Below are 19,853 nucleotides of genomic sequence, written 5' to 3'. Positions count from 1 at the left end.
GAAATAGAGACACTCTGCCTGGATGTTTCCAGGCAGAATATTTAAGCTTAGATCAATTCCTGGACCAATTAGTTAACCACCGCTTGCAAATATGACCAAAATTATATTTGTGCGGCTTGTCAGCCAATTGTTCCGGCAGCACATTTTTAGCCCAGTAGGATTTTGATTGATAGCGTGTACTCCAAGTTTCTCGTCCGTTTTCGCTGTAATGAGTAAAGTTATCAGCAAGCTTTCCGCCTTCGCATCGGCCGAACGTTATCAACTGCATGATCTTCCCAGAGCTGTCCGAGGTATACGTCACACCAGCGTCGTTTTCTACACCTAGAAAAAAATCTAGCACGCCGCCCTCTAATGGAAAAGCTTTGCTGTCTGTAAAGGTAGCTTCCAGCATCGCATTTGTAAGTGCTTGAGTCGCCAAAAAAGGAGGACCGGTAAAACCATACGGAATCAATCTGAAGCCTTTCTCATGGTGCAAGTCATACTGCACATGAGGAAAAGAGCCAAATACTACTTTATAGTCAGCCGTATCAAACCTGGCACCGTCAGTTGCAACAATACGTATATTGACTTGCGAACCAGGGTTGAGCGCTTTGATTCTCTCTGCCGATGAGTGACGCTTGGACTGCCATTCCCCGCCGTCCACCTGATACTCAAGCCGCCATTTCTGGTCATAGTCTCTGTCCGGCGTCGTAATCAAAACATCCTGGCCGCGTACTGCGGTGAATCCATACTGATGGACCGCCGTTGTGCTTTCCAGAATATTACTGATCTGATGAATCTTGTCCGACAGCACCACAGGAATCGAATGATTTTGGTTTTGTGCAGTCTGCTCCGACGGCATGGGCGGTTCAGTGACAACTGGTGCCACCTCTAATTGCGCCATCGCATGGCAAGACATTGCTAATAATAGCCCGGACACAAACGTACGACCCGCCTTGCTCTTCTTGTATTTAATTTTATTGATCTCGTTAGTAGTGATTGATTACCCAGAGCATCATTGCCACTGACAAAATCGGACGTAATCAACTGTTGCCTCCAAGATCAAGCGATTGAAATAATTATCGGAAAGGTCTTACAAATAAATGATCAATCTTTAAAACTAAAAGCCAGTTTGAAAACTGCTTCTCGAAAGCCTGTCCATGACCGATCCCCTATCAATCAGGCTTGGCGCCTGAAGAAGCAACCCCCGAGCAAGGCTCGTCTAAGCAGCGCCTCCGAGCGGCTCGAAAACCTCCAGACAATTCCCTCCCCGCAATCCCGTCCAGCGTCTAAGCTTGTGTCAGGTGCTTTGACAGGATGACCGGACAATCGACTATGGGCGCATTTCGGCATTCAGATAGCAAGCAAGAGACGCTATCCGCTGATCGTGAGGATGATCCTCGTACGCCCAGACATCCTCGTCGCAAGCGATACGGATGGCGGGTGTTCTGGGTAGTGGTGGTGTTGGCCGGGGTTGCATTGGGCGTTGCGGTTGCCGTGGAGAGCAGAACCTCCAGGCTTCAGGCGCGGGAATTCAGCCGCTTTGCCGCGAGCCTGGGTTATTCGATGCAGCCGGGGGCAAGCCATGATGTGGTGTATCCCGGTGACGGACCGTTTGACAGGCGCCTGGGTTATTCATCCATGGATGAATTCCTGTCGCGCCTGCTCAAGCGCGATTATGTGATTACGCGCCAGACGCGTTTTTCCCCGGAACTGTTGCGTTACGTCCGGCATGGTTTTTTCGTGCCTTACGAGGAAAAGACCCAGGCCGGGCTGTCGATCACCGATTGCCGGAACGAGCCGCTGTACGAGTTCAAATACCCTCAGCAGTTTTACCCGACCTTTGCCGCCATTCCGCCGCTGCTGGTGAACAGCCTGCTGTTTATCGAAAACCGCGATCTGCTCGATCCGCAGCAGCCCATGGCCAACCCTGCGGTGGACTGGCCACGTTTTGTCAAAGCCGCCTGGTCGCAACTGGCGAAGATGTTTGCCCTCCCCGGCCAGTCCGCCGGGGGCAGCACGCTGGCCACTCAGCTGGAAAAATACCGTCATTCCCCCGACGGGCTGACGCTGTCGGGTTCGGAAAAGTTGCGGCAGATGATTTCCGCCAGCGTTCGCGCCTATCAGCCGGGGACCGAAACACTCGCCGTGCGCCAGCGAGTGGTGCGTGACTACCTGAACAGCGTGCCGCTGTCTGCGGTGCCGGGGCATGGAGAGGTGCATGGTCTGGCCGAAGGGCTGAGGGTATGGTTCGGCGCAGACTTCGCCAAAACCAACGAGGTACTGGCTTCGAATCCGGGCGATAAACAGGCGCTGGCCGACAAGGCGCTGGCGTTGCGGGAAGTGCTCTCGCTGGTGATCGCCCAGCGTCGTCCGTCGCACTATCTGGCCAAGGGTCGTCCAGAGCTGGCAGAACTGACCGACAGCCATATTCGTTTGCTGGCCCAAGCCAACGTCATCGACCGACCGCTGGCCGATGCCGCGCTGGCATCCCAAGTCACCTACCGCGACTGGGCGCAGCAACCGACCCTGCAGCCTATCGAAACCAACAAGGGTATAAGTGTTGCGCGCACTCGCCTGTCGAATCTGCTCAATCGCCCGCTTTACGACCTGGACCGTCTCGACCTGTCCGCCACCAGCACCCTGCATGGCGAATTGCAGCGCAGCGTCAGCCAGTACCTGCGTGACCTGGCCAACCCTGAATTTGCCGCAAAGACCGGTCTGATGGGCGAGCGCCTGTTGACCCCGGCCAGCACAACACAGGTGCGCTACAGCTTCACGCTGTTTGAACGTGGCGTGGACGGCTCGCGGGTCAGGGTCCAGACCGACAGCACCGATCAGCCTTTCGACATCAACGAAGGCAGCAAGCTGGAGCTGGGCTCGACGGCGAAGATGCGCGTGCTGACGACGTATCTGGAGATCATCGCCGAGCTGCATGGGCGCTATGCAGGCTTGAGCCCTGCGCAATTGCGCAAAGTCCCTGTCGAGGAACCGGATCGGCTGACCCGCTGGGCGGTGGATTACCTGCTGATGAACAAGGACCGTGACCTGGCGAAGATGCTCTCGGCCGCACTCGACCGCACTTATTCGGCCAGCCCGGCAGAAGCGTTCTTCACCGGTGGCGGTATGCACCGTTTCAATAATTTCCGGCGCGAGGACAACGGGCGGATTCCGACCCTGCGCGAATCGCTGCGTGAGTCGATCAACCTGCCGTTCATTCGCCTGATGCGCGATGTGGTGCGCTACAGCACCTATCAGGCGCCCAACAACAGCGCCGAGCTGCTCAAGGATGACGACAACCCGCGCCGCCAGGAATACCTGGCGCAGTTTGCCGACCGCGAAGGCACGGTATTTCTGCTGCGCTTCTGGAAACGCTACAAGGAAAAGACTACGCAAGAGCGACTCGACACCTTTCTGGACGGCATTCACCCGACGGCTATTCGCCTGGCTGCGGTACACCGTTATCTGTTGCCGGGCGCTGATCAGGGCACATTCAACGCGTTCATCCGCGCCCACCTCGACGAGCCCAGGGCGAGCTCGAAACTCACCGACAAACGTCTTGCCGATCTGTACAAGAGTTACGGTCCGGGCACTTATGACCTGCCCGATCAAGGCTACATCGCCCGCGTCCATCCTCTGGAACTGTGGCTGGTAGGCTACCTGCTCAAACACCCGGAAGCCCAGTTCAAGGATGCAGTGGCCGCCAGTCGTTTCGAGCGTCAGGAAGTCTATGGCTGGCTGTTCAAGAGTCGCCACAAGGGCGCTCGCGACAGCCGGGTGCGGACCATGATGGAGGTCGAAGCGTTTTTGGACATCGAGCAACGCTGGCAACGCGTGGGTTATCCCTTCGACCACCTGGTGCCTTCGCTGGCGACGGCTATCGGCAGTTCGGGAGATCGTCCGGCGGCGCTAGCCGAGCTGATCGGCATCATCCAGAACGATGGCATCCGCCTGCCTGCAGTGCGCATCGACAGTCTGCATTTTGCCGCCGATACGCCTTACGACACCCAGTTGAGCATCAATCCGGAACTGGGCAAGCGTGTGTTGCCATCGGAAGTTGCAGCGGCAATGCGCGAGGCCTTGTCGCAAGTGGTGGACGGCGGCACGGCCAAACGCGTGCAAGGCACATTCAAGATGCAGGACGGCAGCGTTCTGGCGATGGGTGGCAAGACCGGTACCGGAGACAACAGGATCGAAAGCGTCGGTGCGGGCGGGCGCATTCTCAGCTCAAGAGCGATCAACCGCACGGCGACGTTTGTGTTTTATATCGGCGACAACCACTTTGGCGCACTGACGGCGTTTGTGCCGGGCCGCGCTGCCGAGGGCTTTCGCTTCACCTCGGCGTTGCCGGTGCAGGTGCTCAAAGGCATGGCACCGATCCTGACGCCATACCTGGAAAACCACGGACAGGCGATGTGCAACGCTCCGCTTGCCGATCCGCCCAGGGGTGCCTGATCGGCTATGACCGCTCGTCTGCCGGCTCTGTGATTACAATAAGATATATCTTAAGGTATATCTAACTTGTAACCAGAGATCAAAAACATGCGTGAAGACAAACACCCACCCCACCACCGTCCGCCGCATCTTCGTGAAGCAGGTGAAGATCGCGACGGTTTTGAAAAACGCCCAGGCCGCGAACGCGGTGGACGTGGCCCACGGGTTTTCGCCCCTGGCGATCTGAAATTGCTGCTGTTGGCGTTGATTGCCGAACAGCCCGCCCACGGTTATGACCTGATCCGCAAGATCGAAGGTCTGTTCGAGGGGGCGTACTGCCCGAGCCCCGGCGTTATCTACCCTACCCTGACGTTTCTTGAAGAAAGCGAAATGGTCCTCGGCGATGCCCAGGCCGGCAAGAAGCTCTACACCGTTACCGATGCGGGCCGCCAATCCCTGGCGGATCAGGCGGTGGCGCTGGAAGGTGTGCGCATGCGCATCGATGTCAGCAAGCGTTCACTGCGCGGCCATGATCGCCCGCCGGAAATTCATGAAGCGGTGCACAACCTGCGCCACGCGCTGCAGATGCACCATGGCCGCTGGAGTCCGGAAGAGATTCTGCGCGTCAGCGAACTGCTCAACAGCACGGCCAAGGCTGTGGTCGATGGGCCTCAACCTGTATCGGAGGAGTCGGCATGAATTCACCTCAGTCAATCCATCGCGTCATGCATGAAATCAAGCGTCGCAAGCTGCAGGTGGTGCGGGTCACGGAACTGACCCCGCTGATGCGCCGCATCACATTGCACGGGCCGGAGCTGGCGGGTTTCATCAGCCTGGGCACCGATGACCATGTCAAACTGTTCTTTCCGCAAACGGCAGAAGAACAGGCCGCGCTGGAGAACCTCAACCCTGCCGGCGACAAGGACACGCCGCGCCCGCCGATGCGCGATTACACGCCGCGTCGCTACGACGAAAAAACCGGAGAGCTGGATATCGATTTCGTGCTGCATGGCGAAGGCCCGGCGGCCACCTGGGCCGCTCAGGCAGCGCCCGGGCAATTTCTGCACATCGCAGGGCCAAAGGGTTCGATGGTGGTGCCGAACATGTTCGACAGCTACCTGCTGATCGGCGACGAAACAGCCATTCCCGCCATCGCCCGACGCCTCGAATCGCTGCCCGCCAACCGTGCTGCGCTGGTGGTGGTCGAAGTGGCCAATCCGCAGGAACAGCAGGTGTTCGATAGCGCCGCACAGGTCGACGTGATCTGGATCGTACGCGACGAACAGAATCTGCTGGACGTCACGCGTCGCCTGGAGATGCCCGAGGGCAAGCTGTACGCCTGGGTCGCGACCGAATCTGCGCTGTCACGCAAGCTGCGTCGCGTGCTGCTCGACGAGTTCGGCCTGGAAGAAGCCTTCGTCAAGGCCGCCGGTTACTGGAAGCTGGACAGCACTGAAGAATGAGCTGGACCGGGCGACTCACAACGTACGGCGAGACGCCCGTTTGTCGACTCCCAGCAGCAATAATGCGATCAGCACGAAACCGAGCAGTACGCCCAGCGCATTGATGAATGCCTTCGAAAAACCGAGCGTGCCGACATCGATGAACGGGTACAGGTAATCACCGAACATGTGGCCACGCAGCAGGACGTAGGCGAAGTAGACGATCGGATAGATCGCCCAGAGCGCTACGTGGCTCAGACGCAACGCGCCCTTGGGCACGTACAGCCACCAATAAAGCACGAATGCCAGCGGCATGATGTCGTGCAGCAGTTCGTCGGCCACCCACTGCCAGCCTTCCGGGTGCCACAAGTGGCGCAACAGAATGTTGTAGGCGATGCCCACCAGCGCAATGCTCACCGCAATGCCGCCACACACCACTGGATGCCGGAAGAACCGGTGGCCTGCCGACTGTCGTGTCGTCAGCGCGCAACTCAGTGCGACCGCTACAAGCGTATTGGTCAGTACGGTAAAGAAACTTGAGAACCGCACCAGCCCGCCCAGCAGACTGGCGTGATCGGCATACCGGCCAATCAGGATCAGGTAAAGCTGAATCACCAGGCCCGACCAGCCGAGGCAAGCGGCCACAAGGGCGTAATAGCGCTGTCCGTGCGCAGGTTGTGGATGTTCGCTGAGCATCAATCGGTATCCTTGAGTGCCGGCCTCCATGCCGGGCTGTTCTGGCGGGCCTTTTACCAGCCTTTGCTGCGATGCAATTTCACATACAGCGCCTCGACCTTTTCACGCGCCCAGGGTGTCTTGCGCAGGAAGGTCAGACTGGACTTGATGCTCGGATCGCTTTTGAAGCAGCGAATATCGATGCGCTCGGCGAGGCCGGACCATTCGTAATGTTCGACCAGCGCCCTGAGGATCTGCTCCAGCGTGACGCCGTGCAATGGGTCGGAGTTGGGTGTTGTCATGATGAGCCTTGCAACGGATGAAGAGGAGACGAACCTGAACGGATCTCTGGAGTGCGCAGGGGCTCCCCGAAAGTCTGCCATTGTAAGCGCCATGCTTTGATAAAACACCGTCGACCTGCGGCACTATTGCCGGCCTTGCAATGATCCATGTCAGGTTTTTCGCTTTTAGAAAAATCGTTAGCGCCCTATCATTGCCGGGTTAAGGATTGAAGATTCCCCCTTCTGCAGATGTTCCTTCGGACAAAAGCCTATGCACGAATTCGGGCGGTAATGGTCTACGAATCAATGACCGCGCCGGCCGAACGTGCAGCCGCGTTCTGCCTGACGGTTTAATTCCACCGTCGGCGATTCGTCTCAACAAGCAGCTTCAAGGAATAGCGCCAAGGCAGGCGATGCTTAAAACAAGATGTCAATTACTTACTTCTCGCGGAGATTCGCATTATGAGCACTGACAGTGCTTCAAATAGAAATCGCCTGTTACCGACCCTGCTCGGGCTGGTGATCCTGTTGATGGGGCTGGCCTTGCTGGTCGGCGGTGCCCGACTGCTGCAACTGGATGGCTCGCTGTATTACCTGCTGGCCGGTATCGGCTTCGCCGTGACTGGCGTGTTGCTGATCACTGGTCGTGCGGCTGCGCTGGGCCTTTATGCACTGCTGCTGTTCGCGAGCACCGTTTGGTCGTTGTGGGAAGTCGGCCTCGATTGGTGGCAATTGGTACCACGCCTGGCGCTGTGGTTCGCATTGGGTATCGTGCTGCTGCTGCCATGGTTCCGTAAGCCGCTGCTGCGCAACGGTCCGGCACGCATGGGCACCGGTGCATTGAGCGTCGCTGTGGTGCTGGCCGGCCTGACCGCGCTGGCGAGCCAGTTCACTAATCCGGGCCGCATCGAAGGCCAGCTGGACCGCGAGACGGCTGGCACGACCAACACCGCCCCGGCCATGCCTGACGGCGACTGGCAGTCCTACGGCCGCACCGCCTTCGGTGACCGTTACTCGCCACTGGCGCAGATCACGCCGGAGAACGTCAGCAAGCTGGAACCGGCGTGGACCTATCGCACGGGTGACATTCCGGGGCCGAATGACCCGGGTGAAACCACTGCCGAGAACACCCCGCTCAAGGTCAACGGCATGCTCTATGTGTGCACGCCGCACAGCCAGGTGATCGCGCTTGACCCGGATTCGGGCAAGGAAATCTGGCGCTTCGATCCGAAGCTCAGCACTCAGAACGCGGCCAACTTCAAGGGCTGGGCCCACATGACCTGCCGTGGCGTCACCTATCATGACGACGCTGCCTACGCCGCCAGCGCTCCGGCACAAAGCCCGACGGTCCCGGCTGCCGACGGCACGGCCACCGCCAGTGCTGCCTGCCCGCGCAGAATCTTCCTGCCGACTGCCGACACCCGTCTGATCGCGCTGAACGCCGACACCGGCAAGATGTGCGAAGACTTCGGCAACAAGGGTTCGGTTGACCTGACCGCCAACATGGGCACCTTTGCTCCGGGCGGCTACTACTCCACGTCGCCACCCGCGGTCACCAAGGACCTGGTGATTATCGGTGGCCACGTCACTGACAACGTCTCCATGGACGAGCCGTCCGGCGTGATCCGCGCCTATGACGTGCACACCGGCCGTCTGGTCTGGAACTGGGACAGCGGCAATCCGGAAGAAACTGCGCCGATTGCCGAAGGCAAGATCTACACGCGTAACTCGCCGAACATGTGGTCCATGTTCAGCGTCGATGAAAAGCTGGGCTTGATCTACCTGCCGATGGGTAACCAGACCCCTGACCAGTGGGGCGGCGACCGTACGCCAGAGTCCGAGAAGTACAGCGCGGGCCTGGTTGCACTGGACATCGCGACCGGTCGTGTGCGCTGGGACTTCCAGTTCACTCACCACGACCTGTGGGACATGGACGTCGGTGGTCAGCCGACCCTGCTGGACATGAAAACAGCCGATGGCGTCAAGCCTGCAGTGTTGGCATCGACCAAGCAGGGCAGCATCTACGTGCTGGATCGCAGCACCGGCAAACCGATCGTGCCGATCAATGAAGTGCCAGTCCCGCAAGGCGCTGTCGCGGGCGATCACACCTCGCCGACCCAGCCCAAGTCCGACCTGAACTTCATGCCGCCGCCGCTCAAGGAGCGCGACATGTGGGGCGTGACGCCGTTTGACCAGATGATGTGCCGGATCGACTTCAAGTCGCTGCGCTACGATGGTCCGTTCACGCCACCTTCGCTGCAGGGTTCGATCGTCTATCCGGGTAACTTCGGTGTGTTCGACTGGGGCGGTATTTCCGTCGACCCGGTGCGTCAGATCGCCTTCGTCAATCCTAACTACATGGCCTTCCGTTCGAAGCTGGTACCGTCTGCCGAAGTTGAAGGCGGTCCGGGTCGCAAGAGCGAAACCGAAGGCGTACAGCCGAACAAGGGCGCGCCTTATGGTGTGATCCTGGAAGCACTGCTGTCGCCAATGGGCCTGCCTTGCCAGGCGCCAGCATGGGGTTACGTGGCGGCGGTCGACCTGACCACGCAGAAAACCATCTGGATGCACAAGAACGGCACCGTGCGCGACAGCTCGCCGATCCCGCTCCCGCTGACCATGGGCGTTCCAAGCCTGGGCGGTACGTTCACCACCGCCAGCGGCCTGGCGTTCATGAGCGCTACGCTTGACCAGTACCTGCGTGCCTATGACGTGCGTAACGGCAAGCAATTGTGGGAAGCTCGTCTGCCAGCAGGTGCGCAAACCACACCGATGACCTACACCGGCAAGGACGGTCAGCAATACGTGCTGGTCGTTGCGGGCGGTCACGGCTCACTGGGCACCAAACAGGGTGACTACGTGATGGCGTTCAAACTGCCGAAGTGATGCGTTGCTGAGGTCAATGAAAAGCGGCTGCCGAGAGGTAGCCGCTTTTTTTTGTCGCCACTGAAACCTGATTTCAGTGGCGCCAGCTACCGCGCAAGACTGCGGATCTTCGGGCTAGACGATTATCGTTCCAGAAGCTCCAGCATGGGAATGCAGTTCCGGACGCTCTGCGTCCTCTCTTGAATGTGCAGCGCGGCGCGGAGCATTGGCACAATAGTGTTCTCGCGCAAGTGTCCTGCCTGAAGTGCCCTCCCAGACGACTATCGTTCCGCACGCTCCAGCGTGGGAATGCAGTTCCAGACGCTCTGCGTCCTCTCTTGAATGTGCAGCGCGACGCGGAGCATTGGCACGATGGTGTTCTCGCGCAAGTGTCCTGCCTGAAGTGCCCGTCCAGACGACTATCGTTCCGCACGCTCCAGCGTGGGAATGCCGTTCCGGACGCTCTGCGTCCTCTCTTAATGTGCCGTGCGGCGCGGTTCTGTGACGCGGAGCGTCACGAAATGCATGCCAACGCGGAGCATTGGCACGATAGTGTTCAGACGATCATCGTTCCGAACGCTCTGCGTCCTATCCCCAGTGCGAATGACTAGCGCGCTTTGGCGCTGCTTTTGTCACTGGCGCGCAGGATGTCGTTCCAGCGGCGCACCAGGTAGTTGTGCTCGTTCATGACCGAGTTCCACACGGCGATGTGGCCCATGCGTTCCTCGTACGAGCCGCCGTCGCGAACTTCTCCGGCATCGATCAGCGGCAAGCCGTCGCTGCCGAGCAGTTGTTCGCGGGCAGGCAGGCCGGCGTACCAGTAATCCCATTCGGCAGCGCTGAGGTGATCGCGGCTGCGTGCCGGATTGCCGATGTAATAGCCCTGCCGCGCCATCACTGCGCCGGGCCAGCCCGACAGCCACCAGTTCAGGTACGCATAGGCGGCATCCAGCACCGGGCCCTTGGCGTGACGTGACAGGGAAAGCCCGCCAAACCAGCCGCGATAGCCCTCTTTGGGCACCGCGACGCGGTACTTCACACCCGCACGGTGCAGCCTGACCAGGGTCGGTGACCAGAGGCTCTGAATGTCGATGTTCGGGCTGAGCATCAGTTCGGCGGCCTCTTCGTCGCCTGACCAGAACGCAGCAAAATGCCCTTGCTGCTGTTTGCGCACCAGCACATCGGCGAGCCGATCGATCTCTTCGATGCTCATGTTGCCGATGTCCTTGAAGCTTGCCAGCCCTGCCCCCTGCACAGCCAGCGCGGCATCCAGTGCGCCGATGGCCGCGTCGCTCTGCAAGGCGATGCGCCCGCCCCACACGGGGTCGAGCAGCCAGCCCCAGCTTTCGTCAGCAGAGCTCAAACCCTCCGGCAAGCGCTCGGGGCGATAGGCGAAGCTGTCGGCGTTATGGGTCAGCGGCAACATGCTGATGCGCTCGGTCACCGTGCTGCCCAAGCTGCCGTCGTGCTGCACGAACAAACGCTCGCTGGGCACACTGCCGCTGCCTGGCTGATCGGTAGGCCGCAGCCGGCCCTGCTTGGGCAGGTCGTTGATTTCGTGCCACAGCGCGATGCGCCGCGTGTCGATGGGTTGAATGGCCCGGGCAGGCCAGACGAAATCGACGTTATGAAACCACTGGTCGTAGAGGTCGTAGCTGTCTGGCTGCATGACCGCGATGCGTTGCGCGGTCTGCACGTCATGAATCTGATAGATCAGTTTGATCCCCAGCTCCTGCTCGGCCCGCTCACGCAAGGACTCCAGCAGGGTCACCGAGGTACCCAGCACGCGCAAGGTGATGGTCATGCTGCCGACTCGCTGAGCGGCGGCGCGAAACTGCCGGAAAATACTTCAAACGAACGACGCAGCAGATCGGGATCGAGACCGCGCAATATGAACACCAGCCGCGAGGTGCGATCCTCGCCCGGCCAGGCGGCAAGGTGCACCGGCGCATGCAGGCAATGCTGCACACCATGAATCACGATGGGAGCCTGATTGTCATTCACGTTGAGCAGCCCTTTGACGCGGAGGATTCGTTCACCGTGGCATCTTAACAGCATCGATAACCATACCCCGAAGCCGACCCAGTCCAGAGGGCGCTCGAACGTCAGGCAACAGACCTGCGCATCGCCATGCCGCGCGGAGGTCGACATCACTCGATGCAGTTGCCAGCGCGTCACTTCAGCAGCCGGTTCGTCGCTGCGCATGCCCTCGCCCAGCAACAACTGATCGCCGCTGTGGACGTCCGCCGTATCCAGCAGTGGCGCAGAAAAATTCAGCGCTTGCAGATGCTGGCGCAGGCCATCCAGCACCGACTCATCGACCAGATCGGTCTTGCTCAACAGCAGCCGGTCTGCCGCCGCGACCTGCGCCAGCCACTCCGGATGCAGACGCTCCTGCAGCGTCGCGTGGCAGGCGTCGACCAGCGTGACAATCAGACCGATATGAAAACGCCCGCGCAGTTGCGGGTCGTTGCTCAGCGTAGTGAGAATCGGCGCCGGATCAGCCAGGCCGGTGGTCTCCAGAATCACCCGGCGAAACGCAGGAATTTCACCTCGATTACGCCGCTCCAGAAGACCGAGCAGCGCATCCTTCAACTCACCGCGGACGGTGCAGCAGACACAACCGCTGGGCAGCAGCACGGTATCCGGTGCGACCTCTTCAACCAGCAGATGATCGATACCCACATCGCCGAATTCGTTGATCAGCAGCGCGGTGTCACCCATGTTTTCATCGGCCAGCAGGCGTTTGAGCAACGTGGTCTTGCCGCTGCCGAGAAAGCCGGTAATCACGTTCAGGGCGATACTCATGATGACCTCTGCAGATGATCGAGCAGACGTGAATCGAGCGGATCCAATTGCCGGCCGATCAGCAACTCGGCCTTCTGCCAGAGCTGCTCCAGCCCGGTCGCCAGTTCCTGCTTGCCGGTGGCCCCGAGCAGAAGATAGGAAACGCCCTGAAAATCTTCGACCTTCAGACGAAACGGCGCGACCACCTTGTTGATTGCAGCAATGCGCCGCAAGCGCTCACGCCGCCGGGGCAGCTCGGCAGCCAGCGGATCGCTCCAGTGCACGTCTTCTCCCAACAGCCCGCACAATCCACACATCAGGTGTTCTCCAGCTGTTTGCTCATGGCATGACGTCGCCGGAATTGGGGCCCAGTGTCTGACCGACGAACAGGTTGCCACCCGGCTCGCTGGCCAACAGCACCGCCACCGGGGCGACCTCCTCGGCCAGACCGAAGCGGCCCAGAGGCAACTCGGCGGCCTTGGCGATTTTCCAGGCGCTGCTGATCCCGGCGACCAGTGGGGTTTCGATCGGACCGGGGGCAATGGCGTTGACCAACACGTTGTCCTTGGCGACTTCCAGCGCCAGGGACTTGCTGAAACCGATCACCCCGGCCTTGGCCGCGGCGTAGTGGGTCAGTTCGGCACCGCCCTTGATACCCAGTTGCGAAGCGACATTGATGATGCGCCCCCAGCGCTGAGCAATCATGTGCGGCAATGCACGTTGACTGGCCACGAACACGCTGGTCAGGTCGATGCGCAGCATGTCGTTCCACATGTCGAGCGTCAGGTCGACGCAACGTGCCTGGGTCAGCATGCCCGCGTTGTTGACCAGAATGTCGATGCCACCGAACTGTTCGACACAGGCATCGACGCTGGCTTGCGCGCCTTCGACGCTGCCCACATCGGCCACGCACTCCTGAACCTGGGCGCCCAGCTGGCGGCACTCTGCGGCGATCTTCGCCAGGCTGTCGGCGTCCCGGTCGCCCAGCACCAGACGCGCGCCTTCAGCCGCGTAGGCACGGGCGATGGCTGCGCCGATGCCACTGCCTGCTCCGGTGATCACTGCGCGTTTTTGTTTGAGTTGCTGCATGGGTCGGATTCCTTGGTTGGTTTGGGGATCACTGCGTATTGCTCGCGAACGCTCAGTTATTGGCACACCACTCCCAGCGTCTGCACTGAACGCTTCGCGAGCAAGCTCGCTCCCGATCTGATTCGGTCTACCCCGGCCAGCGCACGGTCAAGCCACCGTCGATCACAATGCTTTGTCCAGTCAGGTAACTGGCTTCATCGCTGCACAGAAAACGCACCAGCGCAGCGACTTCATCCGCTCGCCCGACCCGGCCCAGCGGGATGGCTTTGGCTGCCTGCGCCAGACCTTCCGGCCCCAGCGAGTTGGTGCTGTCCAGCGATTGCGGCGTCTCGATCAAGCCGGGAATCACAGCGTTGCAACGGATGCCCTGCGGAGCGAGTTCCACCGCCAGTGACCGGCACAGCCCTGGCACGCCGGCCTTGGCCGCTGCGTAATGGGAATGGTCCTGCCAGCCATATACACCGCCGGCAATCGAGGAAATCGCCACCAGCGCCCCGCCCTCGCCCATGTGCCGGACGGCGGCGCGGAAGGTGCGCATCACGCCGGTCAGGTCCACGTCGAGCATCTCGTTCCAGCGCTCGTCGGTCATTTCCAGCAACGGCGCGCGGCGCAACAATCCGGCATTGGCGACCGCGTAGTCGATGCGGCCGAACAACTTGACCGCCTGTGCGGCCAGGTCATCGACCGACTCGGTGAAGGTCACGTCCAGCGGCAGCATCAGGCATTCGCCGCCCGCTTCCGCCACCAGCCTGCGGGTTTCGTCCGGATCGTGCGGGTCAGCCGGATAGAACCCGCCTGCCACCGCCACACCCTGGCGGGCAAAAGCCACTGCCAGCGCCTGACCGATGCCGCTGGCGGCACCGGTTATCACTGCAACTTTACGCGTCATGTGCTGCTCCTCATTTCACCGTTTCAGGTCGCACGTGTTTGGCGGCAAACATCAGCGCCCCCGACAGGAAGCAAGGCACTGCGCCGAAGTACAACGCCGAGGTCTGCCAGTCGCCGCCTGCGCTCAGTACCGACGTGGCACCGAAGCCTGCGACCACAGCACCGAGCGGGCCCATGGCATGGATGATTGCGCCGCCTGTGGCACGAATGCTGGTCGGGAAGCTTTCGCTGATGAAGAACAATGCCGCCGAGTAAGGGCCGATCAGGAAGAACAGCCCCAGGCTGTACAAGCCGACCACCGTCACCATGTTGCTTGGTCCGTAAAGCATGCCGGCAAACGCCAGGCCGCCGAGCATCCAGCCAAGGCCGATGACATTGCGGCGACCGATCCGGTCACCCATCCAGCCGTGACACAGGTAGCCGCAATAGCCCACCAGGTTGGACAGCACCAGAATGATCAGCGAGTTCTCGAACGAGATGTGGTGGACGCTGACGATTACCGTCGTACCCAGCACACTGAATACCTGAATGGCCGCCCAGTTGAGCAGGATCGCAGCACCGATCACCAGGGTTGCGCGGCGCGAAGAACCGCGAAAGGCAGCGCCGATACCGGCCTTGCTGTGTTCTTCGTAATCCACCCCGTAGGTCTGCGCCACGGCCTTCGCCTGACTGAGGTCGCCCTTCTTGCGCAGCTGGGTGATGCGTTGATGGATCTGAAACTGCGGGCTCTCCTTGAGCTTGCGCGCCAGGATCGCGATGATGATGGCCGGGATGGCCGCGAACACGAAGCAGCCCTGCCAGCCAATGACCGGCAACAGCACCGCTGTCAGACCGGCCGCGATCAGCGCACCGACCGGCCAGCCGCCCTGCACCAGGCTATAGATGAAGCCACGGCGCTTGGTCAGTCGCGGGTCGTCGGAGGCGGCATAGATCTCGCTCAGGTAGGTCGCATTGACCGTTTCCTCTGCGTAACCCAGACCGCCCAGCGAACGGATGAGGATCAGGGGCGATTTGCCCCACGATCCGCCGATGGCCGTGAGCGCCGAGCAGATCGCCGAGCCACTCACGGTGAAAATAATACCCACGCGCCGTCCCAGGCGATCTACCAGCGGGCCGATGGCCAGGGCCACCACCGCGGTGCCGACCGCGACCCAGGTCGCGATTTCGGCCTGTTCGACCTCACTCCAGCTGAAATGCCGACCGATTTCCGGTAACAGCGTGCCAAACAGAATGAAGTCATATACCGCAAACACCCACGCGAAAAACGCAATCCATGTGGCGAACCGTACTTGCTCCGGAGTCAGTTGCTCAGGTTTCCAGCCGGTCAGGTCGAGCTTATTGTAAATGGACATGAGTGACGCCTCGGACAGGGCAATGAATCAGCGGGTACGGGGGTTGCGACGCACGAAGTCGTCGGCAATCTCGTCGAAAGTGACGAACTTGACGCCAGCATGGCTCTGAATGTGCTCGATCAAGCGCTCAAGCATCAGCAGCACTTGCGGGCGACCAGACACGTCCGGGTGAATGGTCATGGTGAAAACAGCATGTTCATGTTCGCGATAGACCCAGTCGAACTGGTCGCGCCACATTTCTTCCAGGTGCCGAGGGTTGACGAAACCGTGGCTGTTCGGCGCCTTCTTGATGAACATCATCGGCGGCAGATCGTCCAGGTACCAGTTGGCCGGGATTTCCACCAGATCGGTTTCTTCGCCGCGTACCAGTGGTTTCATCCAGGTATCCGGATGCTGGCTGTAATCGATCTTGGTCCACTTGTCGCCCACGCGAACGTAGTAAGGATGGAAGTCGTTGTGCATCAGGCTGTGGTCGTACTTGATACCTTTCTTGAGCAGCAGCTCGTTGGTGACGTTGCTGAATTCCCACCACGGCGCTACATAGCCGGTCGGACGTTTGCCGGTCATTTGCGTGATCAGGTCGATGGACTTGTCGAGGACGATCTCCTCTTGCTCCGGGGTCATCGCAATCGGGTTTTCATGGCTGTAACCATGCACACCGATTTCATGCCCGGCGTCCGCCACAGCTTTCATCTGCTCGGGGAAAGTCTCCATGGAGTGCCCCGGAATGAACCAGGTGGTGCGCAGACCGTAACGCTCGAACAACTTGAGCAGACGCGGCGCGCCGACTTCACCGGCGAACAGGCCACGAGAAATATCGTCCGGCGAGTCCTCGCCACCATAGGAGCCCAGCCAGCCGGCAACGGCATCCACATCCACACCAAACGCACACAGAATTTCTTTGGCCATCGTTGTTCTCCCACGGGTTATTCAGATCGGCTTCGCGCTGTACGGCACGCGGGCCGGTTGGCACTGCAAAACGTGTTCAAGGGGCTGCGATCAATGACTCCACGGTCAGCGCCGCACGCAGCAGCCGCGCGTCTTCGCCTGCCGGTGCGCTGAGCAACAGCCCGGTGGGCAGGCCCGAGGCGTCGCGGCCGCAGGGCAGTGACACGCCGGGCATGTTCAGCAGGCTGCCGGGCATGGTCAGGCGCAGCGTGGCGAGGTTGGTTTGAACGAACAGATCGTCGTCATTCAGCAGCGGTGCGAGCGGCGGTGCCACATGGGCCACCGTCGGGGTAATCAACAGCGCGCCGTCCAGTTCTAGGGTCAACTGCTCCTGCAACCGCTCGCGCGCGGCGTACAGATTGACCAGCAGGCTGGCCGGCATGGAACGGGCTGCCTCCAGGCGCTTGCGAACCCTGGGGTCGAGCTGGCTGGCGGCGTCGCTGTCGAGCAACGCCTGATGCAGCGCGAACGCTTCGGCGGCGCCAAGCCAGCCCTGTTGCTGAGTCAGCAACAACGTGGCCTGAAATGCCTGGCAAGGCTTGACCTCGATCAGCGCACCGCCTGAACGCAAGGCTTCAACGGCACGCAACAGGTTGTCGCGCACGGCTGGCGTGACGCGCTCGTCTTCCAGCACCGCCTGATCGAGCAGAAAACGCTGACCGGCCAGGCTGCGCGGTATCAACGATGAGGGTTTGCTGCGCGCGCAGAGCAGATCGTCGATCACCAGAGCGTCGCGCACGCTGCGGGTCAGTGGCCCGACGCTGTCCAGCGTCAGCGCCAGCGGGAAAACGCCGTCGCGGCTATAGCGGCGACTGGTGCTGCGAAACCCCACCAGGCCGTTGAGCGCTGCCGGAACACGAATAGAACCGGCGGTATCGGTGCCCATTGCGATCGGCACTGTGCGATTGGCCACGGCGACTGCCGAACCTGAAGACGAACCGCCAGGAATGCGCGGCGAGCTGTCGCTGTTGGGGTTGATCGGCGTACCGAAATGCGGGTTCAGGCCCAGCCCTGAATAAGCGAATTCACTGAGGTTGGTCTTGCCAAGGCTGACCATCCCGGACCGTGCCAACAGCCCGACACTCGGCGCATCCAGCAGCGCGGGCGAAAGGTTGTTGCGCACTGCGGCACCGGCGGTGGTGACGCTGCCTGCCACGTCGAAAAGGTCTTTCCAGGCGATGGGCACGCCGTCGAAGGGGCTCAATGGCTGCCCTTGGTGCCAGCGGGCCGCAGACGCTTCGGCTTCCCGGCGTGCCCGTTCGATACTCATGGAAATGAACACATGATCGGCCTGTGCCGCCTGTTGCAGGGCCTTGTCCAGAGCCTGCACAGGGTCACTGCGGCCCTGAGCAAAATCCTCGGCCAGTGCGCAGGCATCACGGGTAACGCTGTGACTCCCGGTATCGGTCATGGACATCACACCTTTAAAAATGTACTTATTAATAAAATGTACATTTAATAAAGGCAGATTCCATGCCAATCTGCACTGCACGGCGCCGTGACCCAAGCGAGCGGATCGCCCTTTCGCGCTGGAACCGCCGTCCTAGAAACCTTTTTTCAAAAGCATCAACCAGTTGCGACAACGCTTCGCCAGAGCACAAGATCGTCATAAAGAAATAATGTATCTTTTATAAAAGGTACATTTCAGTGCAAAAAAGTAACGGTGGCCCCATGAGCGAGCATAAGGACGTGTGCCAAGGTGACAACAACGCTTCTGTGCGAGAATCGTCCGTCAACCGCCAGAAGTGTATGAAACCGATGTCAGAAGAGGACCAGCGCACCGCGTCGCGCTACGCCATGATCCGCGAGGTGTTGCGTAACGCAATCGTCTCGGGCGCGGCCGCCAATGGACTGGTGCTGCTTGAAGCACCGCTGGCAGAACTGTTCGGCACCAGCCGGGTGCCGGTGCGCAAGGCGCTCAATCTGCTGCATGAAGAAGGCTTGATCAGCCGCTTCGATGGCCGGGGTTACCTGGTCAATCCTGACGCGCGGGACGTCGAGCCGCTGCGCCTGAGCCTGAGCCACAAGCAGTTCGGGCTGGACAGCAGCGAAGAACTGGTCGACACCCGCCCGCTTGGCGAACGTATTCATGATGAGATCGGTGCGGCACTGTCGGCCTGTATCGCCTTTGGTCATTATCGGCTGGATGAACAAAGCGCCGCGCAGCATTACGGAGTGAGCCGCGCGGTGGTTCGTGAGGCGCTGATGCGTCTGCGGGATCGCGGCCTGGTGGAAAAAGAGCCTTACTCGCAATGGCTGGCGGGGCCGCTGACCGCCCGGGAAATCACTGAAGACTACGAACTGCGCGCCTGCCTTGAGCCTGAAGCCTTGCGCCAGACAGCGCCACATCTGAGCCGCGAAACCCTCGAAGCAATGCTGGCCAGAGTCATCGAGGCGCAAAACGCCGAGCAGTGCAGCCTTGAGGAGATTGAGCGCCTTGAGGACGACCTGCATCAGCAATGCCTGGGCGGCCTGCAAAACCGCAAGATCGCCATGCTGATCAGCCAGGCCCAGAGCCCAATGATCATCAACCGGATTTTCTACCGCCTGCTGAGCATTGGCGCCGATGAGGCGATGCTGGCCGAACACCGGCTGATCATCGAATTGCTGCTGCACGGCGCCTTCGACGCCGCCGCCCTGAACCTCAAGGAACACCTGCTACGCGCCCGACAGCGCATGCTGCAACGCCTGAAAGTGCTGGCGGTATTGCCGGAACAGGAAGTGCCGGGGTATCTGACGCGGTTGAGTTGAAGCGGGCTGGATCACTCTCGTTGCCACACTATATAAACGAGTCAACTCGCACTCAGTGTGAAACCCGGTTTCTGTAGGAGCGGACTTGTCCGCGAAAGGGCCTGTACATTCACAACATTTCTGCTGCCCCAACGCCCTCTTCGCGAACAAGTTCGCTCCTACACAATCGTCCGATTTCTTAGGATCCAGGCTACGGATTACTTGCCGATCACTTCACCGCGCATCGGTGCCAGTCGGGCTGGATCACTCTCGTTGCCACGCTATATAAACGAGTCAACTTGCACTCGATGTGAAACCCGGTTTCTGTAGGAGCGGACTTGTCCGCGAAAGGGCCTGTACATTCACAACATTTCTAATGCCCC

16 protein-coding genes are annotated in these 19,853 nt (G+C 60.3%); 5 read left to right on the top strand and 11 right to left on the bottom strand.

Going from position 1 to position 19,853, the window contains the following annotated elements:
• Positions 1 to 52: 52 nt before the first annotated feature.
• Entirely contained in the window at positions 53 to 955 is a 903-nt protein-coding gene (locus JOE33_RS19925) for a hypothetical protein (RefSeq protein WP_187625278.1), read from the bottom strand.
• 359 nt (positions 956 to 1,314) lie between these two features.
• Between JOE33_RS19925 and JOE33_RS19920 the strand changes: the two genes are divergently transcribed.
• The 3 genes from JOE33_RS19920 (at position 1,315) to JOE33_RS19910 (ending at position 5,876) form a co-directional block, all read left to right on the top strand.
• Positions 1,315 to 4,434: a transglycosylase domain-containing protein gene (locus JOE33_RS19920; protein WP_187625277.1), complete on the top strand. Its 3,120-nt coding sequence runs from the start codon at positions 1,315 to 1,317 to the stop codon at positions 4,432 to 4,434.
• A gap of 87 nt (positions 4,435 to 4,521) precedes the next feature.
• Positions 4,522 to 5,112 carry a PadR family transcriptional regulator gene (locus JOE33_RS19915; RefSeq protein WP_096243136.1) on the top strand — a complete coding sequence of 197 codons (591 nt, stop codon included), beginning with the start codon at positions 4,522 to 4,524 and terminating at the stop codon, positions 5,110 to 5,112.
• Positions 5,109 to 5,876: a siderophore-interacting protein gene (locus JOE33_RS19910; protein WP_187625202.1), complete on the top strand. Its 768-nt coding sequence runs from the start codon at positions 5,109 to 5,111 to the stop codon at positions 5,874 to 5,876. The genes JOE33_RS19915 and JOE33_RS19910 overlap by 4 nt, the downstream gene beginning before the upstream one ends.
• A 15-nt stretch (positions 5,877 to 5,891) precedes the next feature.
• Here JOE33_RS19910 and JOE33_RS19905 read toward each other — a convergent pair whose 3' ends face one another.
• A complete protein-coding gene (locus JOE33_RS19905) occupies positions 5,892 to 6,551 on the bottom strand; it encodes a Pr6Pr family membrane protein (RefSeq protein WP_187625201.1) in 660 nt (219 codons plus the stop codon).
• Positions 6,552 to 6,604: 53 nt separating this feature from the next.
• Positions 6,605 to 6,832, bottom strand: coding sequence for a VF530 family protein (locus tag JOE33_RS19900; RefSeq protein WP_003363662.1), 228 nt, complete (start codon positions 6,830 to 6,832; stop codon positions 6,605 to 6,607).
• A gap of 441 nt (positions 6,833 to 7,273) precedes the next feature.
• Between JOE33_RS19900 and JOE33_RS19895 the strand changes: the two genes are divergently transcribed.
• Entirely contained in the window at positions 7,274 to 9,697 is a 2,424-nt protein-coding gene (locus JOE33_RS19895) for a glucose/quinate/shikimate family membrane-bound PQQ-dependent dehydrogenase (RefSeq protein WP_187625200.1), read from the top strand.
• Between the two features lie 586 nt (positions 9,698 to 10,283).
• On the opposite strand, the gene JOE33_RS19890 is transcribed toward JOE33_RS19895, so the two are convergent.
• From JOE33_RS19890 to JOE33_RS19855, 8 genes are all read right to left on the bottom strand, one after another.
• Positions 10,284 to 11,480, bottom strand: coding sequence for an extracellular solute-binding protein (locus tag JOE33_RS19890; protein ID WP_010434911.1), 1,197 nt, complete (start codon positions 11,478 to 11,480; stop codon positions 10,284 to 10,286).
• Complete coding sequence (locus JOE33_RS19885; RefSeq protein ID WP_010434912.1) at positions 11,477 to 12,484, bottom strand: GTP-binding protein; 1,008 nt, start codon at positions 12,482 to 12,484, stop codon at positions 11,477 to 11,479. Before JOE33_RS19885 ends, JOE33_RS19890 begins: the two co-directional genes overlap by 4 nt.
• Positions 12,481 to 12,780, bottom strand: coding sequence for a hypothetical protein (locus JOE33_RS19880; protein WP_054993443.1), 300 nt, complete (start codon positions 12,778 to 12,780; stop codon positions 12,481 to 12,483). The genes JOE33_RS19885 and JOE33_RS19880 overlap by 4 nt, the downstream gene beginning before the upstream one ends.
• Before the next feature lie 22 nt (positions 12,781 to 12,802).
• Entirely contained in the window at positions 12,803 to 13,552 is a 750-nt protein-coding gene (locus JOE33_RS19875) for an SDR family NAD(P)-dependent oxidoreductase (protein ID WP_122694862.1), read from the bottom strand.
• A gap of 127 nt (positions 13,553 to 13,679) precedes the next feature.
• On the bottom strand, positions 13,680 to 14,441 hold the full coding sequence (locus tag JOE33_RS19870) for an SDR family NAD(P)-dependent oxidoreductase (RefSeq protein ID WP_010434914.1): 762 nt from the start codon (positions 14,439 to 14,441) through the stop codon (positions 13,680 to 13,682).
• A gap of 10 nt (positions 14,442 to 14,451) precedes the next feature.
• Positions 14,452 to 15,792, bottom strand: coding sequence for an MFS transporter (locus tag JOE33_RS19865; RefSeq protein WP_010434915.1), 1,341 nt, complete (start codon positions 15,790 to 15,792; stop codon positions 14,452 to 14,454).
• A 27-nt stretch (positions 15,793 to 15,819) separates the two neighbouring features.
• A complete protein-coding gene (locus JOE33_RS19860; protein WP_002554892.1) occupies positions 15,820 to 16,701 on the bottom strand; it encodes a polysaccharide deacetylase in 882 nt (293 codons plus the stop codon).
• 76 nt (positions 16,702 to 16,777) lie between these two features.
• Positions 16,778 to 18,151: an amidase gene (locus JOE33_RS19855; RefSeq protein WP_187625199.1), complete on the bottom strand. Its 1,374-nt coding sequence runs from the start codon at positions 18,149 to 18,151 to the stop codon at positions 16,778 to 16,780.
• Positions 18,152 to 18,489: 338 nt separating this feature from the next.
• Here JOE33_RS19855 and JOE33_RS19850 point away from each other — a divergent pair, with 338 nt between their 5' ends.
• Positions 18,490 to 19,491: a GntR family transcriptional regulator gene (locus tag JOE33_RS19850; protein WP_032615030.1), complete on the top strand. Its 1,002-nt coding sequence runs from the start codon at positions 18,490 to 18,492 to the stop codon at positions 19,489 to 19,491.
• The last annotated feature ends 362 nt before the right edge of the window (positions 19,492 to 19,853 follow it).

It is taken from the genome of Pseudomonas sp. PvP027, assembly GCF_017833005.1.
GTDB lineage: Bacteria > Pseudomonadota > Gammaproteobacteria > Pseudomonadales > Pseudomonadaceae > Aquipseudomonas > Aquipseudomonas congelans.
The sequence above is the reverse complement of the archived record's forward strand: the minus strand, read 5'-3'. Positions and strand labels throughout refer to the sequence as shown.

Bases quoted from the DNA above. Each gene is read 5' to 3' on its own strand.
- JOE33_RS19920 (WP_187625277.1), top strand. From the start codon at position 1,315: ATGGGCGCATTTCGGCATTCAGATAGCAAGCAAGAGACGCTATCCGCT.
- JOE33_RS19915 (WP_096243136.1), top strand. From the start codon at position 4,522: ATGCGTGAAGACAAACACCCACCCCACCACCGTCCGCCGCATCTTCGT.
- JOE33_RS19910 (WP_187625202.1), top strand. From the start codon at position 5,109: ATGAATTCACCTCAGTCAATCCATCGCGTCATGCATGAAATCAAGCGT.
- JOE33_RS19905 (WP_187625201.1), bottom strand. From the start codon at position 6,551: ATGCTCAGCGAACATCCACAACCTGCGCACGGACAGCGCTATTACGCC.
- JOE33_RS19900 (WP_003363662.1), bottom strand. From the start codon at position 6,832: ATGACAACACCCAACTCCGACCCATTGCACGGCGTCACGCTGGAGCAG.
- JOE33_RS19895 (WP_187625200.1), top strand. From the start codon at position 7,274: ATGAGCACTGACAGTGCTTCAAATAGAAATCGCCTGTTACCGACCCTG.
- JOE33_RS19890 (WP_010434911.1), bottom strand. From the start codon at position 11,480: ATGACCATCACCTTGCGCGTGCTGGGTACCTCGGTGACCCTGCTGGAG.
- JOE33_RS19885 (WP_010434912.1), bottom strand. From the start codon at position 12,484: ATGAGTATCGCCCTGAACGTGATTACCGGCTTTCTCGGCAGCGGCAAG.
- JOE33_RS19880 (WP_054993443.1), bottom strand. From the start codon at position 12,780: ATGTGTGGATTGTGCGGGCTGTTGGGAGAAGACGTGCACTGGAGCGAT.
- JOE33_RS19875 (WP_122694862.1), bottom strand. From the start codon at position 13,552: ATGCAGCAACTCAAACAAAAACGCGCAGTGATCACCGGAGCAGGCAGT.
- JOE33_RS19870 (WP_010434914.1), bottom strand. From the start codon at position 14,441: ATGACGCGTAAAGTTGCAGTGATAACCGGTGCCGCCAGCGGCATCGGT.
- JOE33_RS19865 (WP_010434915.1), bottom strand. From the start codon at position 15,792: ATGTCCATTTACAATAAGCTCGACCTGACCGGCTGGAAACCTGAGCAA.
- JOE33_RS19860 (WP_002554892.1), bottom strand. From the start codon at position 16,701: ATGGCCAAAGAAATTCTGTGTGCGTTTGGTGTGGATGTGGATGCCGTT.
- JOE33_RS19855 (WP_187625199.1), bottom strand. From the start codon at position 18,151: ATGACCGATACCGGGAGTCACAGCGTTACCCGTGATGCCTGCGCACTG.
- JOE33_RS19850 (WP_032615030.1), top strand. From the start codon at position 18,490: ATGAAACCGATGTCAGAAGAGGACCAGCGCACCGCGTCGCGCTACGCC.